General features: G+C 61.6%; 17 protein-coding genes, 3 tRNA genes and 1 riboswitch. Of the genes, 11 read left to right on the top strand and 9 right to left on the bottom strand.

Annotation, left to right across the window (positions count from 1 at the left end; translation table 11 throughout):
• Positions 1-5: 5 nt before the first annotated feature.
• The gene (locus tag ACFFUC_RS10730; RefSeq protein ID WP_377686092.1) at positions 6-584 is read left to right on the top strand and encodes a heme NO-binding domain-containing protein; all 579 of its coding nucleotides are present in this window, start codon (positions 6-8) and stop codon (positions 582-584) included.
• Positions 581-1,582: a GGDEF domain-containing protein gene (locus ACFFUC_RS10725; protein WP_377686089.1), complete on the top strand. Its 1,002-nt coding sequence runs from the start codon at positions 581-583 to the stop codon at positions 1,580-1,582. Before ACFFUC_RS10730 ends, ACFFUC_RS10725 begins: the two co-directional genes overlap by 4 nt.
• Positions 1,583-1,620: 38 nt before the next feature.
• On the opposite strand, the gene ACFFUC_RS10720 is transcribed toward ACFFUC_RS10725, so the two are convergent.
• Positions 1,621-2,835, bottom strand: a complete 1,215-nt coding sequence (locus ACFFUC_RS10720; protein ID WP_377686087.1) for a multidrug effflux MFS transporter — start codon at positions 2,833-2,835, stop codon at positions 1,621-1,623.
• A 110-nt stretch (positions 2,836-2,945) separates the two neighbouring features.
• Between ACFFUC_RS10720 and ACFFUC_RS10715 the strand changes: the two genes are divergently transcribed.
• The 5 genes from ACFFUC_RS10715 (at position 2,946) to ACFFUC_RS10695 (ending at position 5,079) form a co-directional block, all read left to right on the top strand.
• A complete protein-coding gene (locus ACFFUC_RS10715; protein WP_377686085.1) occupies positions 2,946-3,368 on the top strand; it encodes a DUF1489 family protein in 423 nt (140 codons plus the stop codon).
• A 42-nt stretch (positions 3,369-3,410) separates the two neighbouring features.
• Positions 3,411-3,484: transfer RNA gene (locus ACFFUC_RS10710), tRNA-Gly, on the top strand.
• A gap of 90 nt (positions 3,485-3,574) precedes the next feature.
• On the top strand, positions 3,575-4,141 hold the full coding sequence (locus ACFFUC_RS10705; protein WP_377686083.1) for a DUF6538 domain-containing protein: 567 nt from the start codon (positions 3,575-3,577) through the stop codon (positions 4,139-4,141).
• Entirely contained in the window at positions 4,023-4,607 is a 585-nt protein-coding gene (locus ACFFUC_RS10700; RefSeq protein WP_377686082.1) for a site-specific integrase, read from the top strand. The genes ACFFUC_RS10705 and ACFFUC_RS10700 overlap by 119 nt, the downstream gene beginning before the upstream one ends.
• A gap of 79 nt (positions 4,608-4,686) precedes the next feature.
• Positions 4,687-5,079 carry a hypothetical protein gene (locus ACFFUC_RS10695; protein WP_377686080.1) on the top strand — a complete coding sequence of 131 codons (393 nt, stop codon included), beginning with the start codon at positions 4,687-4,689 and terminating at the stop codon, positions 5,077-5,079.
• A gap of 8 nt (positions 5,080-5,087) precedes the next feature.
• Here ACFFUC_RS10695 and ACFFUC_RS10690 read toward each other — a convergent pair whose 3' ends face one another.
• Complete coding sequence (locus ACFFUC_RS10690) at positions 5,088-5,999, bottom strand: bifunctional GNAT family N-acetyltransferase/nucleoside diphosphate kinase regulator (protein WP_377686078.1); 912 nt, start codon at positions 5,997-5,999, stop codon at positions 5,088-5,090.
• A 728-nt stretch (positions 6,000-6,727) separates the two neighbouring features.
• On the opposite strand from ACFFUC_RS10690, the gene ACFFUC_RS10685 reads away from it, so the two are divergent.
• Both ACFFUC_RS10685 and ACFFUC_RS10680 read left to right on the top strand, forming a co-directional pair.
• Positions 6,728-8,380, top strand: coding sequence for a BCCT family transporter (locus ACFFUC_RS10685; RefSeq protein WP_377686076.1), 1,653 nt, complete (start codon positions 6,728-6,730; stop codon positions 8,378-8,380).
• The gene (locus ACFFUC_RS10680) at positions 8,380-8,925 is read left to right on the top strand and encodes a hypothetical protein (RefSeq protein WP_377686075.1); all 546 of its coding nucleotides are present in this window, start codon (positions 8,380-8,382) and stop codon (positions 8,923-8,925) included. The genes ACFFUC_RS10685 and ACFFUC_RS10680 overlap by 1 nt, the downstream gene beginning before the upstream one ends.
• Positions 8,926-9,040: 115 nt before the next feature.
• Here the strand turns inward: ACFFUC_RS10680 and ACFFUC_RS10675 are convergent, their stop codons facing one another.
• The gene (locus ACFFUC_RS10675) at positions 9,041-9,454 is read right to left on the bottom strand and encodes a c-type cytochrome (protein ID WP_377686073.1); all 414 of its coding nucleotides are present in this window, start codon (positions 9,452-9,454) and stop codon (positions 9,041-9,043) included.
• Between the two features lie 482 nt (positions 9,455-9,936).
• Here ACFFUC_RS10675 and ACFFUC_RS10670 point away from each other — a divergent pair.
• Positions 9,937-10,011: transfer RNA gene (locus tag ACFFUC_RS10670), tRNA-Glu, on the top strand.
• 498 nt (positions 10,012-10,509) lie between these two features.
• On the opposite strand, the gene ACFFUC_RS10665 is transcribed toward ACFFUC_RS10670, so the two are convergent.
• From ACFFUC_RS10665 to ACFFUC_RS10650, 4 genes are all read right to left on the bottom strand, one after another.
• Positions 10,510-10,584, bottom strand: a tRNA-Glu gene (locus ACFFUC_RS10665).
• A gap of 109 nt (positions 10,585-10,693) precedes the next feature.
• Positions 10,694-12,454, bottom strand: a complete 1,761-nt coding sequence (gene recJ, locus ACFFUC_RS10660; RefSeq protein ID WP_377686071.1) for a single-stranded-DNA-specific exonuclease RecJ — start codon at positions 12,452-12,454, stop codon at positions 10,694-10,696.
• Between the two features lie 123 nt (positions 12,455-12,577).
• The gene (glpX, locus tag ACFFUC_RS10655; protein ID WP_377686070.1) at positions 12,578-13,540 is read right to left on the bottom strand and encodes a class II fructose-bisphosphatase; all 963 of its coding nucleotides are present in this window, start codon (positions 13,538-13,540) and stop codon (positions 12,578-12,580) included.
• A 38-nt stretch (positions 13,541-13,578) separates the two neighbouring features.
• A complete protein-coding gene (locus tag ACFFUC_RS10650) occupies positions 13,579-13,875 on the bottom strand; it encodes a BolA family protein (protein WP_377686068.1) in 297 nt (98 codons plus the stop codon).
• Between the two features lie 69 nt (positions 13,876-13,944).
• Between ACFFUC_RS10650 and ACFFUC_RS10645 the strand changes: the two genes are divergently transcribed.
• Positions 13,945-14,574, top strand: coding sequence for a J domain-containing protein (locus ACFFUC_RS10645; protein WP_377686066.1), 630 nt, complete (start codon positions 13,945-13,947; stop codon positions 14,572-14,574).
• Positions 14,575-14,744: 170 nt separating this feature from the next.
• On the opposite strand, the gene metK is transcribed toward ACFFUC_RS10645, so the two are convergent.
• Both metK and lnt read right to left on the bottom strand, forming a co-directional pair.
• The gene (metK, locus tag ACFFUC_RS10640; RefSeq protein WP_377686064.1) at positions 14,745-15,911 is read right to left on the bottom strand and encodes a methionine adenosyltransferase; all 1,167 of its coding nucleotides are present in this window, start codon (positions 15,909-15,911) and stop codon (positions 14,745-14,747) included.
• A gap of 5 nt (positions 15,912-15,916) precedes the next feature.
• Positions 15,917-15,964, bottom strand: a riboswitch (SAM-SAH riboswitch).
• A 32-nt stretch (positions 15,965-15,996) separates the two neighbouring features.
• Positions 15,997-17,571 carry an apolipoprotein N-acyltransferase gene (gene lnt, locus ACFFUC_RS10635; protein WP_377686063.1) on the bottom strand — a complete coding sequence of 525 codons (1,575 nt, stop codon included), beginning with the start codon at positions 17,569-17,571 and terminating at the stop codon, positions 15,997-15,999.
• Between the last annotated feature and the right edge of the window lie 108 nt (positions 17,572-17,679).

Here is a 17,679-nt window from a genome sequence, read left to right as displayed (position 1 = left end):
GGGATATGCTGGGATTGGTCAATCGCTCGATCGAGGTCTTTTTGCGGACGACCTATGGCGAGAAGGTCTGGAAAGAAATCGCGGCCCGCGCCGATGTCGATGCGCGGGGCTTCAACAGTCTGCGCCATTATGCCGATGAAACGACGACGCGGCTTTTGCGCTGCGCTGCCACCACGCTCAAGAAAACCACGCTGGAAATCTTGGAAGACACTGGCAGCTGGATGGTCAGGCTCGAGCCGATCCGCAGGCTCTTGCGCTTTAGCGGCGGCGAGTTTGCCGAATTCATCGACGCACTCGAAGAATTGCCCGCCCGCGCCCGCATGGCTCTGCCCGATCTGGTCTTTCCGCCATTGACCGTGACGCAGAAGGAAGGGGGGATTTACGATGTGCAAGGTCATGGATGGCCCTTCGGGCTGCAATGGATTGTCGCCGGCGTCCTGCGGGGGATGGCGGATGATTACGGCGTTCTCGCCCTGATCGAGGCCGATGCGGACGGCATCGAAATCCGCATTCTCGAAGAGGAATTCGCTCTGGGCCGCCCGTTCGATCTCGCGCCCGCACCAAGCGAAAGCATCGCGCTATGAACGCGGTGGAACGGGTCGAGATCGGGCGGCTGACGCAGCTTTTGCCAATGGGGCTGACCCTCTCTGCGGCCGGCGATGTCGTGAGCGTTGGCGCCACCCTGCGCCGGATCATCGGGGAGCGTCGCCATTTCGACGAAATCTTCACGATTGACCGGCCCAAGAATGTTTCAGCCGGCTTTGCGGCGCTCAGGCCCTGTCTCGGCCGAGCCGATCGCCTGGCTTTGCGCCCGATCGCACATCCCCAAACCGTCTTGCGGGGAAGCGGGATATTGCTGGAGCAAGGCGGCGCGTTTCTGAACCTGGGCTTCGGGGTCGGGCTGCCCGAGGCCGTGCGGCTTTTCCGGCTGACCGATGCCGATTTCTCGCCCTCGGAACTGGCAATGGAGCTGCTCTTTCTTCACGAGGCCAACTCGGCCGTCCAGAACGAGCTGGCGCGCTTCAACCTGCATCTCGAAGAAGCGCGCAAGGCGGCCGAGGTTCAGGCCTATACCGATCCGCTCACGAGCCTTTATAATCGTCGGGGCATGGATGTCGCGCTGAACACGGCCCTGCTTGATTGCGGATCCATGCCTTTTGCCGTGGCCCATGTCGACCTCGACCTCTTCAAAAAGGTGAACGACAGCCTTGGCCATGCTGCAGGGGATCTCGTGCTGCAATCGGTCGCCAAAATCCTGCGCTCCGAGATCCGCTCCTGCGATACGGCCGCGCGCGTCGGTGGGGACGAGTTTGTGCTCATCCTGCCGGGGCCGGGGGTGCCGGCTGCGCTAGCCAGCCTCGCGCGCCGGATCATCGACCGAATCGAGGAGCCGCATTCCTTCGAAGGGCAGCCGATCCGGATCTCCGCGAGTATCGGCATGGCGATCTCGTCCCAATATGCCGAACCGAATTCGGTGACGATGCTCGCGGATGCCGATAGCGCGCTCTACCACGCCAAAAGGCTCGGCCGCGGTCGGGCAGAGCTTTACCGCAGGCCGAGCGGGCGGGTTGGCGTGGACTGAAAGGCAGAGCCGGAACTTCGTCCGGCTTTGCCGCATGCTCAATTGTCGGGGATCCATTTCATCAAAAGCGACGCCAGCAAAGAACATGTCAGTGTGGCGATGACCATCGGGCGCATGGTCCCGTCGTAAAGCAGTCCGACCGGCGCAGCGATAATGACGGCTCCGAAGGTCGACAGTGCCGAAACGACCGATGCTGTCGTCCCTGCGATATGGCCCATGGACTGTAGCGCAAGCGCGTTCAGATTGCCGAAGGTCACGCCCGCCATGGCAAAGACGCTGACGGCCCAGAACATGAAGGCGGCAAAGCGAAGCGGCTCGGGGATGAGGTTGAAGAAGACCAAAACCACCATGACCGCCGAAATCACCGTCTGGATCAGATAGGCAGAGCGTGCCATTACCTTCATTCCCAGCCGGAAGACCAGGCGGGCGTTCAGCAGGTTGGCGAGCCCGGCCAGCAGTGCCATGGCGGCGAACCAATAAGGAAAGCTCTCGCCGCGACCGAATGTGGTGCGGAACAGTTGCTCGGCCGAGCTGAGCAGCGCGAACATCTGGCCGAAACCGAGCGCGAGCACCACGGTGATCAGCACGACTTTCCGGTTCGACAGGACCTCGCGCATTCCGGAAACGAGCGAAGCGGGCCTGAGGGGGCGGCGCTTTTCGGGGGGCAGGGTCTCGGCCTGACGCAGATTGACCCAGCTTGTGCCGATAATCGCCAGAAGGACGAAGGAGCCGAAGACGCCTTGCCAACCGAAGATCCCGATGACGACGCTCCCCAAAAGTGGTGCGACCGCAGGGATGAGGATGAAGATCATCGACACGAAGCTGGTGATCCGCGCCATCTCGCGCCCTTGGTAGAGATCGCGGACCAGCGCCATGGTTGCGATCCGCGGGGCGGAGGCACCGAGCCCCATGACAAAGCGTGCCGCCAGCAGGAATTCGAGGGATTGGGCCTGCGCGGCGACGATTGCCGCCAGCGCATAGATACCGAAGCCGATGGTGATTGTCGGCTTGCGGCCGATCGCATCGGAAATCGGCCCGGCGAAGAAGGTCCCAAGCCCCATTCCCGCCATGAAGGCGGTCAGGACCAGCTGCGCGCGGTTGACGTCATCGGGCGTCAGCAGCGCGGCAATCTGCGGCAATGCGGGAAGCATCGAATCGATGGAAAACGCGACCACCGCCGAAACCAGGGCCATCATCGCAATGAATTCGGGCAGAGGAAGGCGGCGCGCCGGTGCGGGGCTTGGTGCTGTCATGGGGACATCCTTTTCTTCCTGTTTGCGCTACCTTCACAAATTTTCCGCCGCAACCCCTTTAGCAGGCGGGCAGGTTGCGCAGTGCCGGCCCGGTGCCTAAATGTAGCGGCATGGAGAATACCCTCAATCTCATCAAACTTTGTGTCGGATGCGACAGTCCAGCCGAGCTCGAGGCTTGGCAGCAGCAGCGCTGGCAGGGCGAGGCGCCCGTTCACGTCACGAGAATGTGGCCGAAACGCGAGGCCGAATTGCTTGAGGGCGGTTCGATTTATTGGGTGTTCAAAGGTGCCGTGCTCGCGCGGCAGCGCCTGACCGAGCTGCGCGAAATTCGTGGCGAGGACGGCATTCTACGCTGCGGCCTTGTCCTCGACCCCGCGCTGGTGCACGTGACGGCGACGCCGAGACGGCCGTTTCAGGGCTGGCGCTATCTTGCCGGAGCCGATGCGCCCGCCGATCTGCCTTTGGGACGCGGTGCGGAGCCGACCCTTCCCGCGAGCATCGCCAATGCGCTCGCCGAGATGGGCCTGCGGTAACTTCTTGACGCCGCTTTCGCGGTGGGTTACGCGGTTGCCAACGCGGGTGTAGCTCAATGGTAGAGCAGCAGCTTCCCAAGCTGAATACGAGGGTTCGATTCCCTTCACCCGCTCCATTCAATCCCCAGCAATTGCTATAAAGTCCTTGTTTTGCTGGGCTTTGTCCGCTTCACCGTTACAAACTCTGTTACAAATTTGGGTCTGTGATGGCTGGTGCGCAGCGATACCTTTTGAACCGTGATGGCAGATTCTTTGCGCGGTTGGTTGTGCCGAAGGACTTGCGGGCAATCATCGGCAAGTCTGAACTTCGGACACCTCTTGGACCTGATCGCCGTGCCGCTATCAAGATGCTGCCAACGGCTGTTGCGGCCATGCAAGCCGAGATCGCGGTTGCGGGCAGACGCGTGCGCCCTGATCAAACCACGCCCAGAACGCCAGTCTCGACCGAGGATTTCGGGCGTGCCGTTTGGGAGCGCTACAGTGCGGCCCTTGAGGCGGACACGCTGCACCGCGAACAGATGTCGAATCCGTCTCGGGTTGAAGCTGCCAGCGCAAGCTTGGTTCGCAAGGTGCAGGCCCTTGGTTCGCTTCCTGTCGATCCTATCGCGGTGTTGAACCTGTCGCTCGAATATCTCGCTGCGAAGGAAACGCGTTTTGTTGATCGCCGCGCGCGTGCGGCTCGCCTTCGGTATCATTCGAGAGAAGGAACAGGCCGTTGCCGCGAAAAGGTGGGTGCCGCTGCTGTGCGCTTTTGCCGGTGCCCGTGTCGGTGAGATGCTACAACTTCGGAAAGAAGATGTAAGGCAAGAGGGCGACCGCTGGGTGATCCGCATCACGCCCGACGCTGGCACTATGAAGGTTGGACACTACAGAGACGTGCCGCTTCACTCGCAGGTGATCGCGCTGGGCTTCATTGACTTTGTAAGGGCTGCAAGAAGCGGGCCTTTGTTTCACGGATCGGCAGACCCCGCCAAGGCAGTGTCTGCGGCTCGGGCACAGTCAAACAAAATCGCGGCATGGCTACATACCTTGGAGCTTGTGCCGGACGGATTGCAGCCAAGCCACGCATGGCGGCATCGCTTCAAAAGCCAAGCCCGAACGCTTGGGCTGGACATGCGAGTTACTGACGCGATCCAAGGTCACGCCAGTAAGTCCGCCTCTGACGATTACGGCGACGTGTCCTTGATCGCCAAGGCCCGCGTGATCGATCTTCTGCCCGCTTACAAACTGACGGAATAAAAGCAGAACAATATCGCTTGCAGCGTGATTCGCGTTAGTGGTAATATATTACCACAAGTCTGTTGCGAGTGCTTTGTTAATGAGTATCACCCAGCGCCTTGCCCGCCTGTTCGGGCAGGGCGTCACTGAATCCAAAGCTGTGACGCTGACCAGCCCCGAGGCTTTCGGCCTATTCGCTGGGCTGCCGGTGCGATCCGGCGTCACAGTCACCAGCGCCACCGCCTTGCGCGTCCCTGCCGTTGCTGCCGCTGTCGGGATGATTGCAGAAGCTTGCGGCATCCATGCTGATTTGCACGACCGCGAAGTGCTGTCGCAAATTGTGCAAAACTATATCCGAACATCTGCCTGTATGCCCGATTTTGCGCTGAAGGCTGTGGGGTTCATGCGGGTTTGGAATCTTCGCGGCACTGTTGAGCCGCGAAGATCGCCGCTGGTGACTGTCATCGAGGCTGGTTCGTCACAGGGCTCGTGAACTGGCGACTACAGATGCAGATCACCACAAGACTCGGGTTGGTAGATCACTTTTTCGATTTGAATTCGTCGGGTGCGATCTGCCACCAGCCAGTCGATTATGTCTCCCTCCTGGTGGCCCAGAACCGCGGTGCCAAGATCCGAGAGCACAGAGAGCTTACCTGATTCTTCGTCGGCGTCGTGCGGGTAAACCAGGGCGACTTGCCTTGGTTCGTCGTCGAGCTTGAGGAGGACTTCGGAGTTCATGGTCACGACGCTGCCGATGACCTCCTGTGGGAGTACGACAGTGGCACGTTCGATCTCGTGCTCGAGGTCGACGATGACGGGATCATCTTCCGATTCTATCAGCCGGTGAAGGCGCGCCTTGTCAATCTCGGTGATGTAAATTCCGGTTGTCACTGCCATCCCTCCGTCCTGTAAAAGTTGGAGGTACCGCCCCGAACTCATCGTGAATGACTTGAGGGTCGGGGTGGCGCGCTTTGCTACAAATCCGCAGCGCATGAACCCGCGCAGGGATCGGGTGTTTTCCGGGTGGATTTTTGCGATGACCCGCTCCGCCTTCATCTCGAGGAAAGCGATTTTCAACCCTTCAAGGATCGTGCTGGTCCCGAGTCTGCGTCCCCACTTCTCGTGGTCGCCGATGGTCAAGACTATCTCGCATTCGGTTCCCGCCATTAGGAGACGCACAAAGCCGACAGGTGTGTCGTTGCGGTCGTAAACCATGAAGAAGCGACTGCCTTGATTGAACAAGTGCGTCAGGATCGGCATGTGGGTTCGTTCAACGGCCTGAGCGATGAAACGGGATGTGCTTTGGGAATCGGTAAGGAAGCGCGTCACGCGCTCGTCCTCGAACCAATCCATCAGGGTAAGTGCATGTGCGCGCGTGATTTCCGGACGCAACGAAACAAAAGGCATGTTCATTTTCGCTACCTTGGTCGCTAGAATGAAAGCCTGTCACGACTGCCAGTCGTGATGGTTCTTCCGGGCTATAAGTTCAAAAGCGGGAACGTTCTAGCGATGTTCACGGCTGATGGCCAGTCGTGCGCGCTGCGTTGTTGAACACACACATGAAAGTTCGGCGGAGCGGGCGACGGATATATCCGGCGCGATTGCGCGCAGGCTGTTCAAGGCTGTCATCGAGAGCCGCGTTGAAGTGGTTGCATGGTGTTCTTTCCGTTTGTAAGCGCTTGTTATTAATTGAAATTAATTAAAGGCTCTGCCGAGCCGGAAGGGCTTCACGCCTGCTACAATCGAGTTCACGGATTGCCTCGGTAAGCTTGCCCGGCACCGGCAGAGATCCCTGCAATCGCTGATGAACAGTCGGGCGAGATGCGCGGGTGAGGCTGGACCGATAGGTCGTTTTTATACCTGAATGTCGTATTTTTACCTTTCCGCGGTTTAAACTTCGGGAAATTCGGGTTAAGAAGCAGCCTCGATATGCTCTGGTAGCGCCTGTTTTATCTTTCGCGTCACATACCGTTGACGCCTCAGGATGCTTTGCCGTGCTTCATGCGCGGCGCTTGGCGAATGCTCTGTTCGCCGCTTCGGAGCAATAAAATCCCATCCTGTCTCGCCGGACGCGTTTCCGGCGCAGGCATCCTATTGCGCTGTGCCGATGCAGCGCGACAATGAAGGAGACATCGCGCATCATGGCTGACGTATCGCCGCCATTTACCGATATTGAAATCGAAACCCGAGACAACGGATTTTACGAGGGCTACTCTCTGCCTATCGCGCTCATATCCAAAATCAGCATCTCGCTTCTGGTCGTCTGGGCCTTGCTGTTCCCCTTGAGCGCAGGCGACGTCCTGTCTCGCCTGAACGCCGGCCTTTTGCATGTTTTCAACTCGTTTTACGTCGTGATCGTCGGGGTTTTCGCATGGTTCCTGATTGCGGTTGCGATCATTCCCTCGTCCGGTCGGCGCCGCTTGGGGCGTGACGGAGACACGCCCGAGTTCTCGACCTTTTCGTGGTTCGCGATGATGTTCGGAGCGGGCCTCGGCGTCGGGCTCATGGTCTATGCCACGGCCGAACCGCTTGGCCTCTGGGCGCAAAACCCCGAGATCATCCAAGGCAATGTCGAGCCCCTGTCTCCCGAGGCATTGCAATCCGCCTATCGTTACAGCTTCATGCATTACGGTTTTCACGCATGGTCGATCTATGTCGTGACCGGCCTCTGCCTCGCCTATTACGCCTATACGCGCGACATGCCGCTGACCATCCGCTCGGCCCTGACGCCGATCTTCGGCGCGGCGCTCAACGGGCCGCTCGGGCATATCGTAGACATTCTGGGTATCGTGGCGACCATTCTCGGCGTGGCGGTCACGATCGGTTATGGCGTGAGCCAGCTGGTGGAAGGGGCCTATGCGGTGTTCGGCTATCAATGGCTGATGGCGCTTGGCGACGGCACGACAGTCCCGCGGCCCTCGGTCATCGGCTTGCTGGTCTCGCTGGTTCTGGTCATGGGGCTGTCGGTCCTTTCGGCAGTGTCGGGCGTCGGGCGTGGTGTGAAGTACCTCTCCAACCTCAACCTGATCCTGTCGTGCATCCTGCTTGGGGTCTTTGCGGTCTTCGGGTCACTGGCTTTCGCGATGTCGACCTATGCAAGCGCGTTCCTCGACTATCTCGGCCATTTCCCCGTGCTCTCCTTCGAGGCCTACGGGATGGAAACCGAGCTGGGCCAATGGCAGGCCGGTGCGACCACCTTCTATTGGGCGTGGTGGATCGCCTTTTCGCCCTTTGTCGGGCTGTTCCTTGCGCGGATTTCCAAAGGGCGCACGATCAGGGAGTTCGTTCTCGGCGCGGTCGTCGTTCCCTCGCTGGTCTGTTTCGCGTGGTTCGCCGTTCTTGGCGGCAGCGCCATCGATCTTGAGCTGCAGGGGATCGCGCAAGGGGCGGTGCTCGAGGCCTCGCTGACCAACAAACTGTTCGCAACGCTGTCGTTGCTGCTGTCGGACAGCCTGTTTCAGGTCGTTTCGATCCTTGCGGTGGTTCTGATCCTCACCTTCCTTGTGACCTCGGCCGATTCCGGCATTCTGGTCATGAACACCATCATGGCCGGTGGGGCTGTCGATACCGGAGCGCTGCACCGCATCATCTGGGGTGCCATTTTGACGCTTCTGATCGCCGCGCTCATCCTTGCCGGTGGCGGGGGCCTTGGTGCGCTACAGGATGCGATGATTATCGGCGCCTTGCCCTTTGCCTTCGTGATGGCGCTGATGTGCGCTTCGCTGGCAAAGGCGCTTTATCGCGACCACCTTCGCGATAAAGCCGGGGAGTTGGTCGAGGAGGGGCTTCGCTAATGATCGAAATTCGTCAAACTTTGATCCTGCCAACACAACTTGGACCCTTGTCATTTCAAGCACGGGTAACTGGGGCCTTTCTTGTGGACGATGACATATCGCTGAGGGGGATCGCGTTCTCGCCCAAGATCCCTGCAGGCATGACCCTTTCAGCCTGCACGGCGGTGCTGCTTCAGGTTCGGGCGGGAAAGAAGGTCCAAAGCCTCCGTTTGCAAGCGGCGCTCGCGACAGGAGCTGTCGCAAGTGCTTGTACAGGCGAGTATCTTGATGCGCAGGAATGGCGCGAAGGAGGAAATCTCGTCGTCATCGGAACGGAAGACAGTGAGGCACTGGACATTCGTTACCCCGATATGGGCTTCGCAAACATTCCGAGCGTCGATTTTGAGCCCCAATCAATGACGCTCGGGATCGAGCGGCCATTCTTATCGCCCGCTGTTTCCTTCCACTTCATCGTTGCCGAAAATCCAGACCCAGAACCGGTAGAATCCTCTGCTTGGTTTGCGGTCGACCAGCCGCATGAAGATTTGCTTCGGTTGATTCAATGACCCGTAGCTTCGTCCCGCAAACCCGCTGCCCTCCGCCGCGCGAAGCCATGTGCTCGGCGACGCGTTCCCTTTCATGCGAGGACTTTGCCTGCAACCTCTCGAAAGAGCGAGCGATTTACTTCTGTTGAATGCTTTGCAGGTATTTGGTCAGGGCCACCAAGCGCCACGGGGTGGGGGTTTCGATGCCGTCACCCGCATCAAACAGCACGGTTTTCCCGTCCAGGATCGCGCCGAACTCGGGCATGGCGCTTTCGCTGCGCCCCATCGTGCCGCCGTGGATTTTCCCCATTGCGGCGAGGCTCGGAAAGGTTCCGCCGTTCCTGAGGGCGAGAGTTGTGAGGTCGGACGGGGCCTTGCTCAAGCTTGCGGCTGCAGGTCCATTGCCTTTCCCGCTAGCTCCGTGGCAGTCGGCGCAATAGGTGGCGTAATCGCTCCGGCCGGTCGTTGGCGTTGTCTCCGGAGTGCAGGCGGCGATCAGGGAGAAAGCGGCAAGGCCGGTCAAGATGGTAATCGAACGCTTGGTTTTCATTTCGCCCTCATGCATGGATCATCCGAAAAGCTAAGCAGCTCTCCGCTCCGATGGCTTTGATCTAGCGCAAGAATCTCTAAATTAAGGACGCAGCTGCCCGAGCCGCTGGTTGCCGCCGCGGTTCCGGTCGCGCTCGTGGATCGGCCGCGGGTCGTGTCGTGAAAATGAGGAAAGCATGGCATCGGCGTCCATCGCCGGATTGAGCCGTTAACGGTGGCCGACATACGATCCTGTATGCCGTCGCTCGTTGGTGCTTGCTGCATATGCCAATGATTAAGTTGCGAGTTGCTCACTTGCTTTCATGCAGCGCATCGAGAGTCGTCAGCTTTGGAAAGTGCCGGTTTCTTTCTCCAAATCATGCAAGCTGCCGGCCCGATAGGGGGCTCGCGAGAGGAAGTTCGATCTTTGTGACGGAAAGCCGATTTTTCATCTTGCGGTTTCCGGCACCCTCGCCTAAACACCGCCTCACACGAAGCGGCGNTGGCCCGTTCGTCTATCGGTTAGGACGTCAGGTTTTCAACCTGAAAAGAGGGGTTCGACTCCCCTACGGGCTGCCACTTCACCCCATATGAAAATGATGATTTCCCGTTGCTTTGGCAGAATGCACGCTTTTGCACGAAGCTTTAGCGACGATGTGCCTGCATCCTGCGCATGTTTCGGGGAGGCGGCGCCCATGCCTAGCGACTTGCCTGTTTCGGGCCGTGTTTCGGATCTGAGCGGAGCTGTTTCGTGATCTCTTGGGTCCGCTACGGCACCTGATTTGCTCTAGGTCTTTTCGTGCCGGCTCCTCGTTGATTCCGCTGCCTTCGGCACCTGCAAAACGTTGGCGAATACGTCGTCCGTGTCGGTGGACGAGACGAATGTTTCCGGCAGGCGTCGCTCATTGCAATGGCGGCTATGCTCGCGGCGACGGGTGCTCCGCGGGCGTCAGCCGGATGGGGCAGTCGGGCTTTCCGGCAGAGTTTTATCGGCGCGCTTAAGCATGTGAAGGAGATGACACGCGCAGAGCTCACATAGCGTAAGTCTTTGTCGCAGTTCTCAATTCTTGGGTGAAGTGGCAGCCCGTAGGGGAGTCGAACCCCTCTTTTCAGGTTGAAAACCTGACGTCCTAACCGATAGACGAACGGGCCACTTTCAGCACGTTGCGGCAGTGCCGCTTCGTGTGAGGCGGTGTTTAGGCCAGGGTGTCGGGACCTGCAAGAGCAAAAAAGCCGCTGTTTTGAAAATTGTTAATCTTCTCTACAGGCTCTGGGCGATTGCCGCGTCGTCGAGCCGCAAACGCACCCGTTCCTTGCCGCCCCAGAGCGACAATTCCAGCTTTCCTGCGAGGTGGAAGCGACGCCCCTTGGCAGCGAGAATCGCGGGGCCGAGCGCGCCGTTCATGGCGCCCCAGGCGACCGCCTCGATCGGCTGGGAGCCGGGGCTGCGGAAGCGCAGGCGCAGGTGGTTTTCACCCATGACCGAGGCGCCCTCGATCAGCTGGTCGGCGAATGCGAAGCGCGGGGCAGGGGCGGCCTGACCGAAGGGGCCCGCGCGTTCCAGCAGATGCATCAGTTCGATCGTGGCGCCTTGCGGATCCAGAAGGCCCGAGATGCGCAGGTCGCTGACGCCGCTCCGGTCCGCCATTTCGCGGGCCAGCAGGGCGTTGAGGCGCGCCATGGCGGCGGGAATGGCCTCGGCATCGACCGTCAGGCCCGCCGCCATCGCATGGCCGCCGCCTTTGAGCAAAAGCCCCTCGGCGGCGAGGCGCTGGATGGCGCGGCCGAGATCGACGCCCGGAACCGAACGGGCCGAGCCTTTGCCGATCCCGTGCTCGATCCCGATCACGACCGAGGGCAGGTTCACGGCTTCCTTGACGCGGGCGGCAACGATTCCGACGACGCCCGGGTGCCAGCCGTCGCCCGAAGCCCATGCCAGATTGGCCGCGCTGTCGGCAGCGAGATGGGCCTCGACCTGGGCAAGGGCCTCTTCGCGCACGGCGCTTTCGATGGCACGGCGGTCGCGGTTGAGCTCGTCGAGTTGCTTGGCCAGGGATTCCGCCTCTCGCGGATCCACGGTCGAGAGGCTGAGCGCGCCGAGATCGGCGCGGCCGACCCGACCGCCGGCATTGATGCGCGGCCCGAGCAGGAAGCCCAGATGAAAGGCGGTCGGCGTCGAATCGAGGCGCGCCACATCGGCCAGTGCGGCAAGGCCGATCCGCTCGCGGCGTGCCATGATCGCAAGACCTTGGCGCACGAAGGCGCGGTTCACGCCGATCAGCGGCGCGACATCGGCGACGGTGGCCAGCGCCACCAGATCCAGAAGCGAAATCAGGTCGGGCTGGGCCCGTCCGGCCTCGCGCAGGACGCGGTTGGCCTGAACCAGCGCGAGAAACACCACGCCCGCCGCACAGAGATGGCCGAGCGTCCCGTCCTCGTCCATGCGGTTGGGGTTCACGACGGCCAATGCGGGCGGCAGGGTCTCGCCGCCTTGGTGGTGGTCGAGCACGAGAACATCGGCCCCTTTGGCCGCAGCGAGCGCATCATGGCTCAACGTGCCGCAATCGACGCAGATGATCAGGTCGTGAGCGGCGGCAAGCATCTCCATCGCGGGGGCGTTCGGGCCGTAGCCCTCGTCGATCCGGTCTGGAATATAGAGCGTGGCTTTGTGGTTCTGCTGGCGCAGCCAATCGATCAAGAGCGCGGCCGAAGCGCCGCCATCGACATCGTAATCGGCGAAAATCGCGACCTTCTGGCCTTTGACGACCGCATCGACGATCCGCGCCGCTGCCGCTGCCATATCGCGCAGGCTGAGCGGATCGGGCAGCAGGTCGCGCAATTTGGGATCGAGATAGGCCTGCGCATCCGCCGCCTCGACCTGCCGCGCGGCGAGTATGCGCGTGATGGCGAGCGGAAGGCCCGTGTCTTGCAGCAAGGCCTCGGCCGCGCGTTCCAGGGTGGGATCGGGGGCGAGCCAGCGCCGGCCGGTCAGCGAATTGTCGATATTGAGGAAAGCACACATGCCCGATTTTCTGCGCCACTCCGTTCGGGCTTGCAAGGGCGGCGTGCGCAAAGGTGCAAAAAGGGCGGGCCATGTCGCCACGGCCCGCCCCCTTTGTCGGAAAATCCGGTTGATCCAGAGGGATCAGCGGATCGGGTTGCGATAGATCATGCGGCGGATCGAGCCGGTTTTCGAGCGCATCAGGATGGTTTCGGTCTGCAGGTAATCGGGCTGGCGCTTGACACCCTGCACGATCGAACCGTTGGTGACGCCGGTTGCGGCAAAGATCACGTCCGCGGTGACCAGCTCGTCACGCGAGTAGATGCGGTTGAGATCGGTGATGCCGGCTTTGGCCGCACGGCCGCGCTCGTCGTCGTTGCGGAACAACAGACGGCCCCAGATCTGGCCGCCCATGCATTTGAGTGCGGAAGCCGCCAGGACGCCCTCGGGGGCGCCGCCCGAACCCATATACATGTCGATGCCGGTCAGCTCGGCTTCGGCGACGTGGATGACGCCTGCGACATCGCCGTCGGTGATCAGGCGAATCGCGGCACCGGTCGAGCGGACCTCTTCGATCAGGTTCTCGTGGCGCGGACGCTCGAGGATGCAGACGGTGATGTCGCTGTCCTTGACGCCGCGGGCATTGGCGAGGGCGCGGACGCGTTCGGAGGGCGACATGTCGAGGCTGACGATATCCTTGGCATAGCCCGGACCGATCGCGAGCTTGTCCATATAGACGTCGGGCGCGTGCAAAAGCGTGCCGCGCGGCGCCATGGCGATCACGGTGAGCGCGTTCGGCATGTCTTTGGCGGTCAGGGTGGTGCCTTCGAGCGGGTCGAGCGCGATATCGACCTCGGGGCCGTTGCCGCTGCCGACTTCCTCGCCGATGTAGAGCATCGGGGCCTCGTCGCGCTCGCCCTCGCCGATGACCACGACGCCTTTGATGTCGAGCATGTTGAGCTGTTCGCGCATGGCGTTGACGGCTGCCTGGTCGGCGGCCTTCTCGTCTCCGCGGCCGATCAGCAGAGCCGAGGCATGCGCCGCAGCTTCGCTGACGCGGGCAAGGCCGAGCGAAAGCATGCGGTCATTGAAATCCGTGATGGGCATGGAGATATATCCTTGGACGATATGGGATTGACGGGCTTCTACGCCTCGGCAGGTGGTGCAGCAAGACTGGGGGCGCTAACGGTCGCGCTTTCCTGAAGATCCAGCGCAAGTGCGTGGATTCGCGGCACGATATCGCCGAGCGTGCGATGGACGAGGCGATGGCGCTCGATCCGGCTCAGCCCCGCGAAATGCGGACTGACCAGACGGATGCGGAAATGGCTCTCTCCGCCGTCGCGAAAACCCGAGTGACCGCGATGGCTTTCGCTTTCGTCTATAATTTCAATTGCTTCCGGTTGAAGCTCCGCAAGTCTGGACCGCATCTCTTCGGCTATCATCCCGACCCCCCTTTCATGTGGCGTGAAATAGCCTAAACTACCGGTCCCGACGAAAACAAGGCAGGCACTATGACTACTAGGGACCCGTTCGCCTTCGACATTTCCGCCGCTTCCGACAAGAAGCGCAGGGCAAAAGGCCGCCGCGGAATGTCGGGTGCTTTCGAAACCTCGACCCGGCGTTGCGACAAGGCAGGTTGCGACGAGCCCGGACAATATCGCGCACCCAAATCGCCGCGCTCGCTGGATGATTACTTCTGGTTCTGCAAAGAGCATGTGCGCGAGTACAACCTGAACTGGAACTATTTCCAGGGCCAGTCCGAAGAGGAATTCCAGGAGTTTCTGGACAATGCCACTGTCTGGGAGCGCCCGACGAAACCCTTCGGCCGCGCCACGCAGGAACAGAAATGGGCGCGTCACGGGATCGATGATCCGCTCGAGATCCTCGGCGCGAACGGCACCAATCCCGAGGTTCGCGCAAAGGCCAACCTGCGCAAACTGCCCCCGACAGAGCGGCGCGCGATCGAGATCCTTGAGGCCAAAGATACGTGGACCCGCGCGGAAATCAGGAAACAATACAAGGCATTGGTTAAGGTTCTTCATCCGGATATGAACGGCGGAGACCGCTCGGACGAAGATCGGCTGCAAGAGGTGGTCTGGGCTTGGGATCAAGTCAAGGAAAGCCGTAGCTTCCGCGACTGAGCGATCGGGGGCTTTGCCCCCGCGCGTTCCGCGCTCCCCCAGGGTATTTTCTCTCCGGAGAAACAAAAGGCCGCGGCAGGGGAAACTGCCGCGGCCTTTTTTGTCTTGCATGTAGAAATATCCTGCGGGGGTGCGGGGGCGCAAAGCCCCCGACCTTTCTCCTCGCGCGATCAGACCGCGGCGCGAAGCGCGTCGACCAGATCGGTGCGCTCCCACGAGAAGCCGCCATCGGCATCGGGCGCGCGGCCGAAATGGCCATAGGCGGAGGTCCGGCGATAGATCGGGCGGTTCAGGTTGAGGTGGTCGCGGATCCCCTTGGGCGTCAGATCCATGGCCTGGGCCACGGCCTTTTCGATCTGCTCCTCGGGGACGGTGCCCGTACCGAACGTATCGGCATAGATCGAGAGGGGCTTGGCCACGCCGATCGCATAGCTGACCTGAATGACGCAGCGGCTTGCAAGCCCTGCAGCCACGACGTTCTTGGCGAGATAGCGCGCCGCATAGGCTGCCGAGCGGTCGACCTTGGTCGGGTCCTTGCCCGAGAAAGCGCCGCCGCCATGGGGAGCCGCGCCGCCATAGGTGTCGACGATGATCTTGCGGCCCGTCAGACCCGCGTCGCCGTCAGGTCCGCCGATGACGAACGTGCCGGTCGGGTTGACCCACCATTCGGTATTCTCGGTCAGCCATTCCGCCGGAAGAACCTCGCGGATATAGGGCTCGACGATGGCGCGGATGTCGTCCGAGCTCTGGCTCTCGTCCTTGTGCTGGTGCGAGAGCACGAGGCTGGTGACCTCGACCGGACGGCCGTTCTCGTAGCGCAGCGAGAGCTGGGATTTGGCGTCGGGGCCGAGCAGCGGTTCCGCGCCCGATTTGCGGGCCTCGGCAAGACGGCGCAGGATCGCATGCGAATACTGGATCGGGGCGGGCATCAGCTCGGGGGTTTCATCGACGGCATAGCCGAACATGATGCCCTGATCGCCCGCCGCGTCGTTCTTGACGCCTTGCCAGATATGCGCCGATTGCTCGTGCAGCACATTGAGCACCTTGCAGGTATTCCAGTGGAATTTTTCCTGCTCGTAGCCGATGTCGCGGATCACGTCGCGCGCGATCTGGCTGATGCCGTTCATGTAATGCGACAGGCGGTCTTTATCGTCCAGACCGATCTCGCCGCCGATCATCACCATGCCGGTGGTGGCAAAAGCCTCGCATGCGACGCGGGCATTGGGGTCCTCGGCCAGCAATGCATCGAGCACGGCATCCGAAATCTGATCGCAAAGTTTGTCGGGATGGCCCTCGGAAACCGATTCCGAGGTGAACACGTAATTCTGTCTGGACATGGGGTTGCTCCGTTAGCCTTAGCCGTCACGCCAGGAAGCCGTTGTGACAGTCAGAAATTGGAAATAGGCCCTAATATGGCCAAGGTCAACCTGCGGATGGATTGCGTTTTAATCCACTTCCCACGATTGCGCCGAGCAGGGCCAGCGCGGCGAGCAAAACGGCGGGCCAATCGCCGAGTTTGCTCCAGGGCGTCGAGGCAAGGGAGGCGGGCAGTGCGGCGTCGAGCCGGCCTTCGATGCCGAGGTCGAGCTGCGCTTTGATTGTGCCGCGCGCATCGATCACCGCGGTCACGCCGGTATTGGCGACGCGGATCAGCGGCAGGCCGGATTCGATCGCGCGCAGCCGCGCCTGCGCCAGATGCTGCCACGGCCCCGATTGCGTGCCAAACCATGCATCATTGGTGATCTGGAGCAGCCATTCGGGCCGCTCCGCCCCTTGGGTGATCAGATGGCGCGAGAATACCGCCTCGTAGCAGATCAGCACCTGTACCGGCGGCAGGCCCGCGCCCAGACCGCGCAGCACATGCGCCCCGTCGCCCGGCGTATAGCCGTTGCCGTAGCGTGCCGCGAAGGCCGAGATCCCCAGCCGCGACATCGCATCGCCCCAAGGGGTATATTCGCCGAAGGGCACAAGGTGGAATTTGTCGTAGATCTGGCCGATGGTTCCGTCGCGGCGGAATTCGGCAAAGCTGTTGAAATAGCGGTTGCCCTCGACCCGCTGGATGCCGAGCAAAAGCGGGGCTTCGATCGCGGTCTTGATGTCTTGGGGTGCGGTGCCCGCATGCTCGAGCAGGAAGTTCACTGCCGTCTCGGGCCAGATCACGACATCGGGGCGGCCGCCCTCGGCGGTCGGGCCGCTCGACAGATCGATCAGGCGCTGGAAGAAAACGCCCGACCAATAGGGATCCCATTTCAGGCGTTGCTCGGCATTGGGCTGGACCAGACGCAGGATCTGCGGGCGGGTCGTATCGGGGAGCGGCGTTGAAAGGCGGGCGCTGCCATAGGCCCAAGCGCCCGCAAGAACGGCGAGCGAAAGCGCCGCGCCGGAAAGCAGGCCGCGCATGCGGTTGTTGTCGAGCGCGCGCAAAAGGTTCGGAAGAAGCGCCAGCAACATCGTCAAAGCGGAAAGGCCGATGCTGCCCGCCAATGCCGCGATCTGTCCGACGGGGCTGTCGATCCAGATATGGCCGCCGAGCGCCCAGGGCAGGCCGGTGAAGAGCCAGCCGCGCAGCCAGTCCGAAAGCACGATTGCCGCCGCAAAGGCCACGCCGCGCATCGCTGCGCCGCGTACCGGCAGAAGCGCCAGCCATGTCGGAACAGCCCAGAACAGCGCGCCGCCGACGGCGATTCCTGTCAGGGCAAAGGGCGCAAGCCAGCCGTAGATCTCGGGTTCGACAAGGAAGGGCTCGATGATCCAGAACATCGAAAGGGCGAAATAGCCGATGCCCGCGCGCAGGCTGCTCAGGGCTCCGTCGCGCGCGGATGTCGTGGTTGCGACGCGCCACACGATCAGCGCAAAGGCCGCGACCGAGACGGGCCAAAGCCCCCAAGGTGCCTGACCCAAAGCGGCGGCGGCGCCAAGCAGGATGTCGCAAGCAAAAAGCGCGACCCGACGCCCCGAACCCGATGAACGGGAAAGAGATGACGGGTCAGCGCTCATGATTTCGCCGGATCAGGCCTCGGGTTCGGAGGGCGCTGCCGGTGCGGCGGGCGCTTCGGCTGCCGGAGCTGCCGCTTCGGCTTCGCCTTCCTTCACGACCTTGCGGCG

The sequence above is a fragment of the Paracoccus cavernae genome, from assembly GCF_042430175.1.
Lineage (GTDB): Bacteria > Pseudomonadota > Alphaproteobacteria > Rhodobacterales > Rhodobacteraceae > Paracoccus > Paracoccus cavernae.
This window is presented reverse-complemented; position numbering and strand designations above follow the sequence as displayed.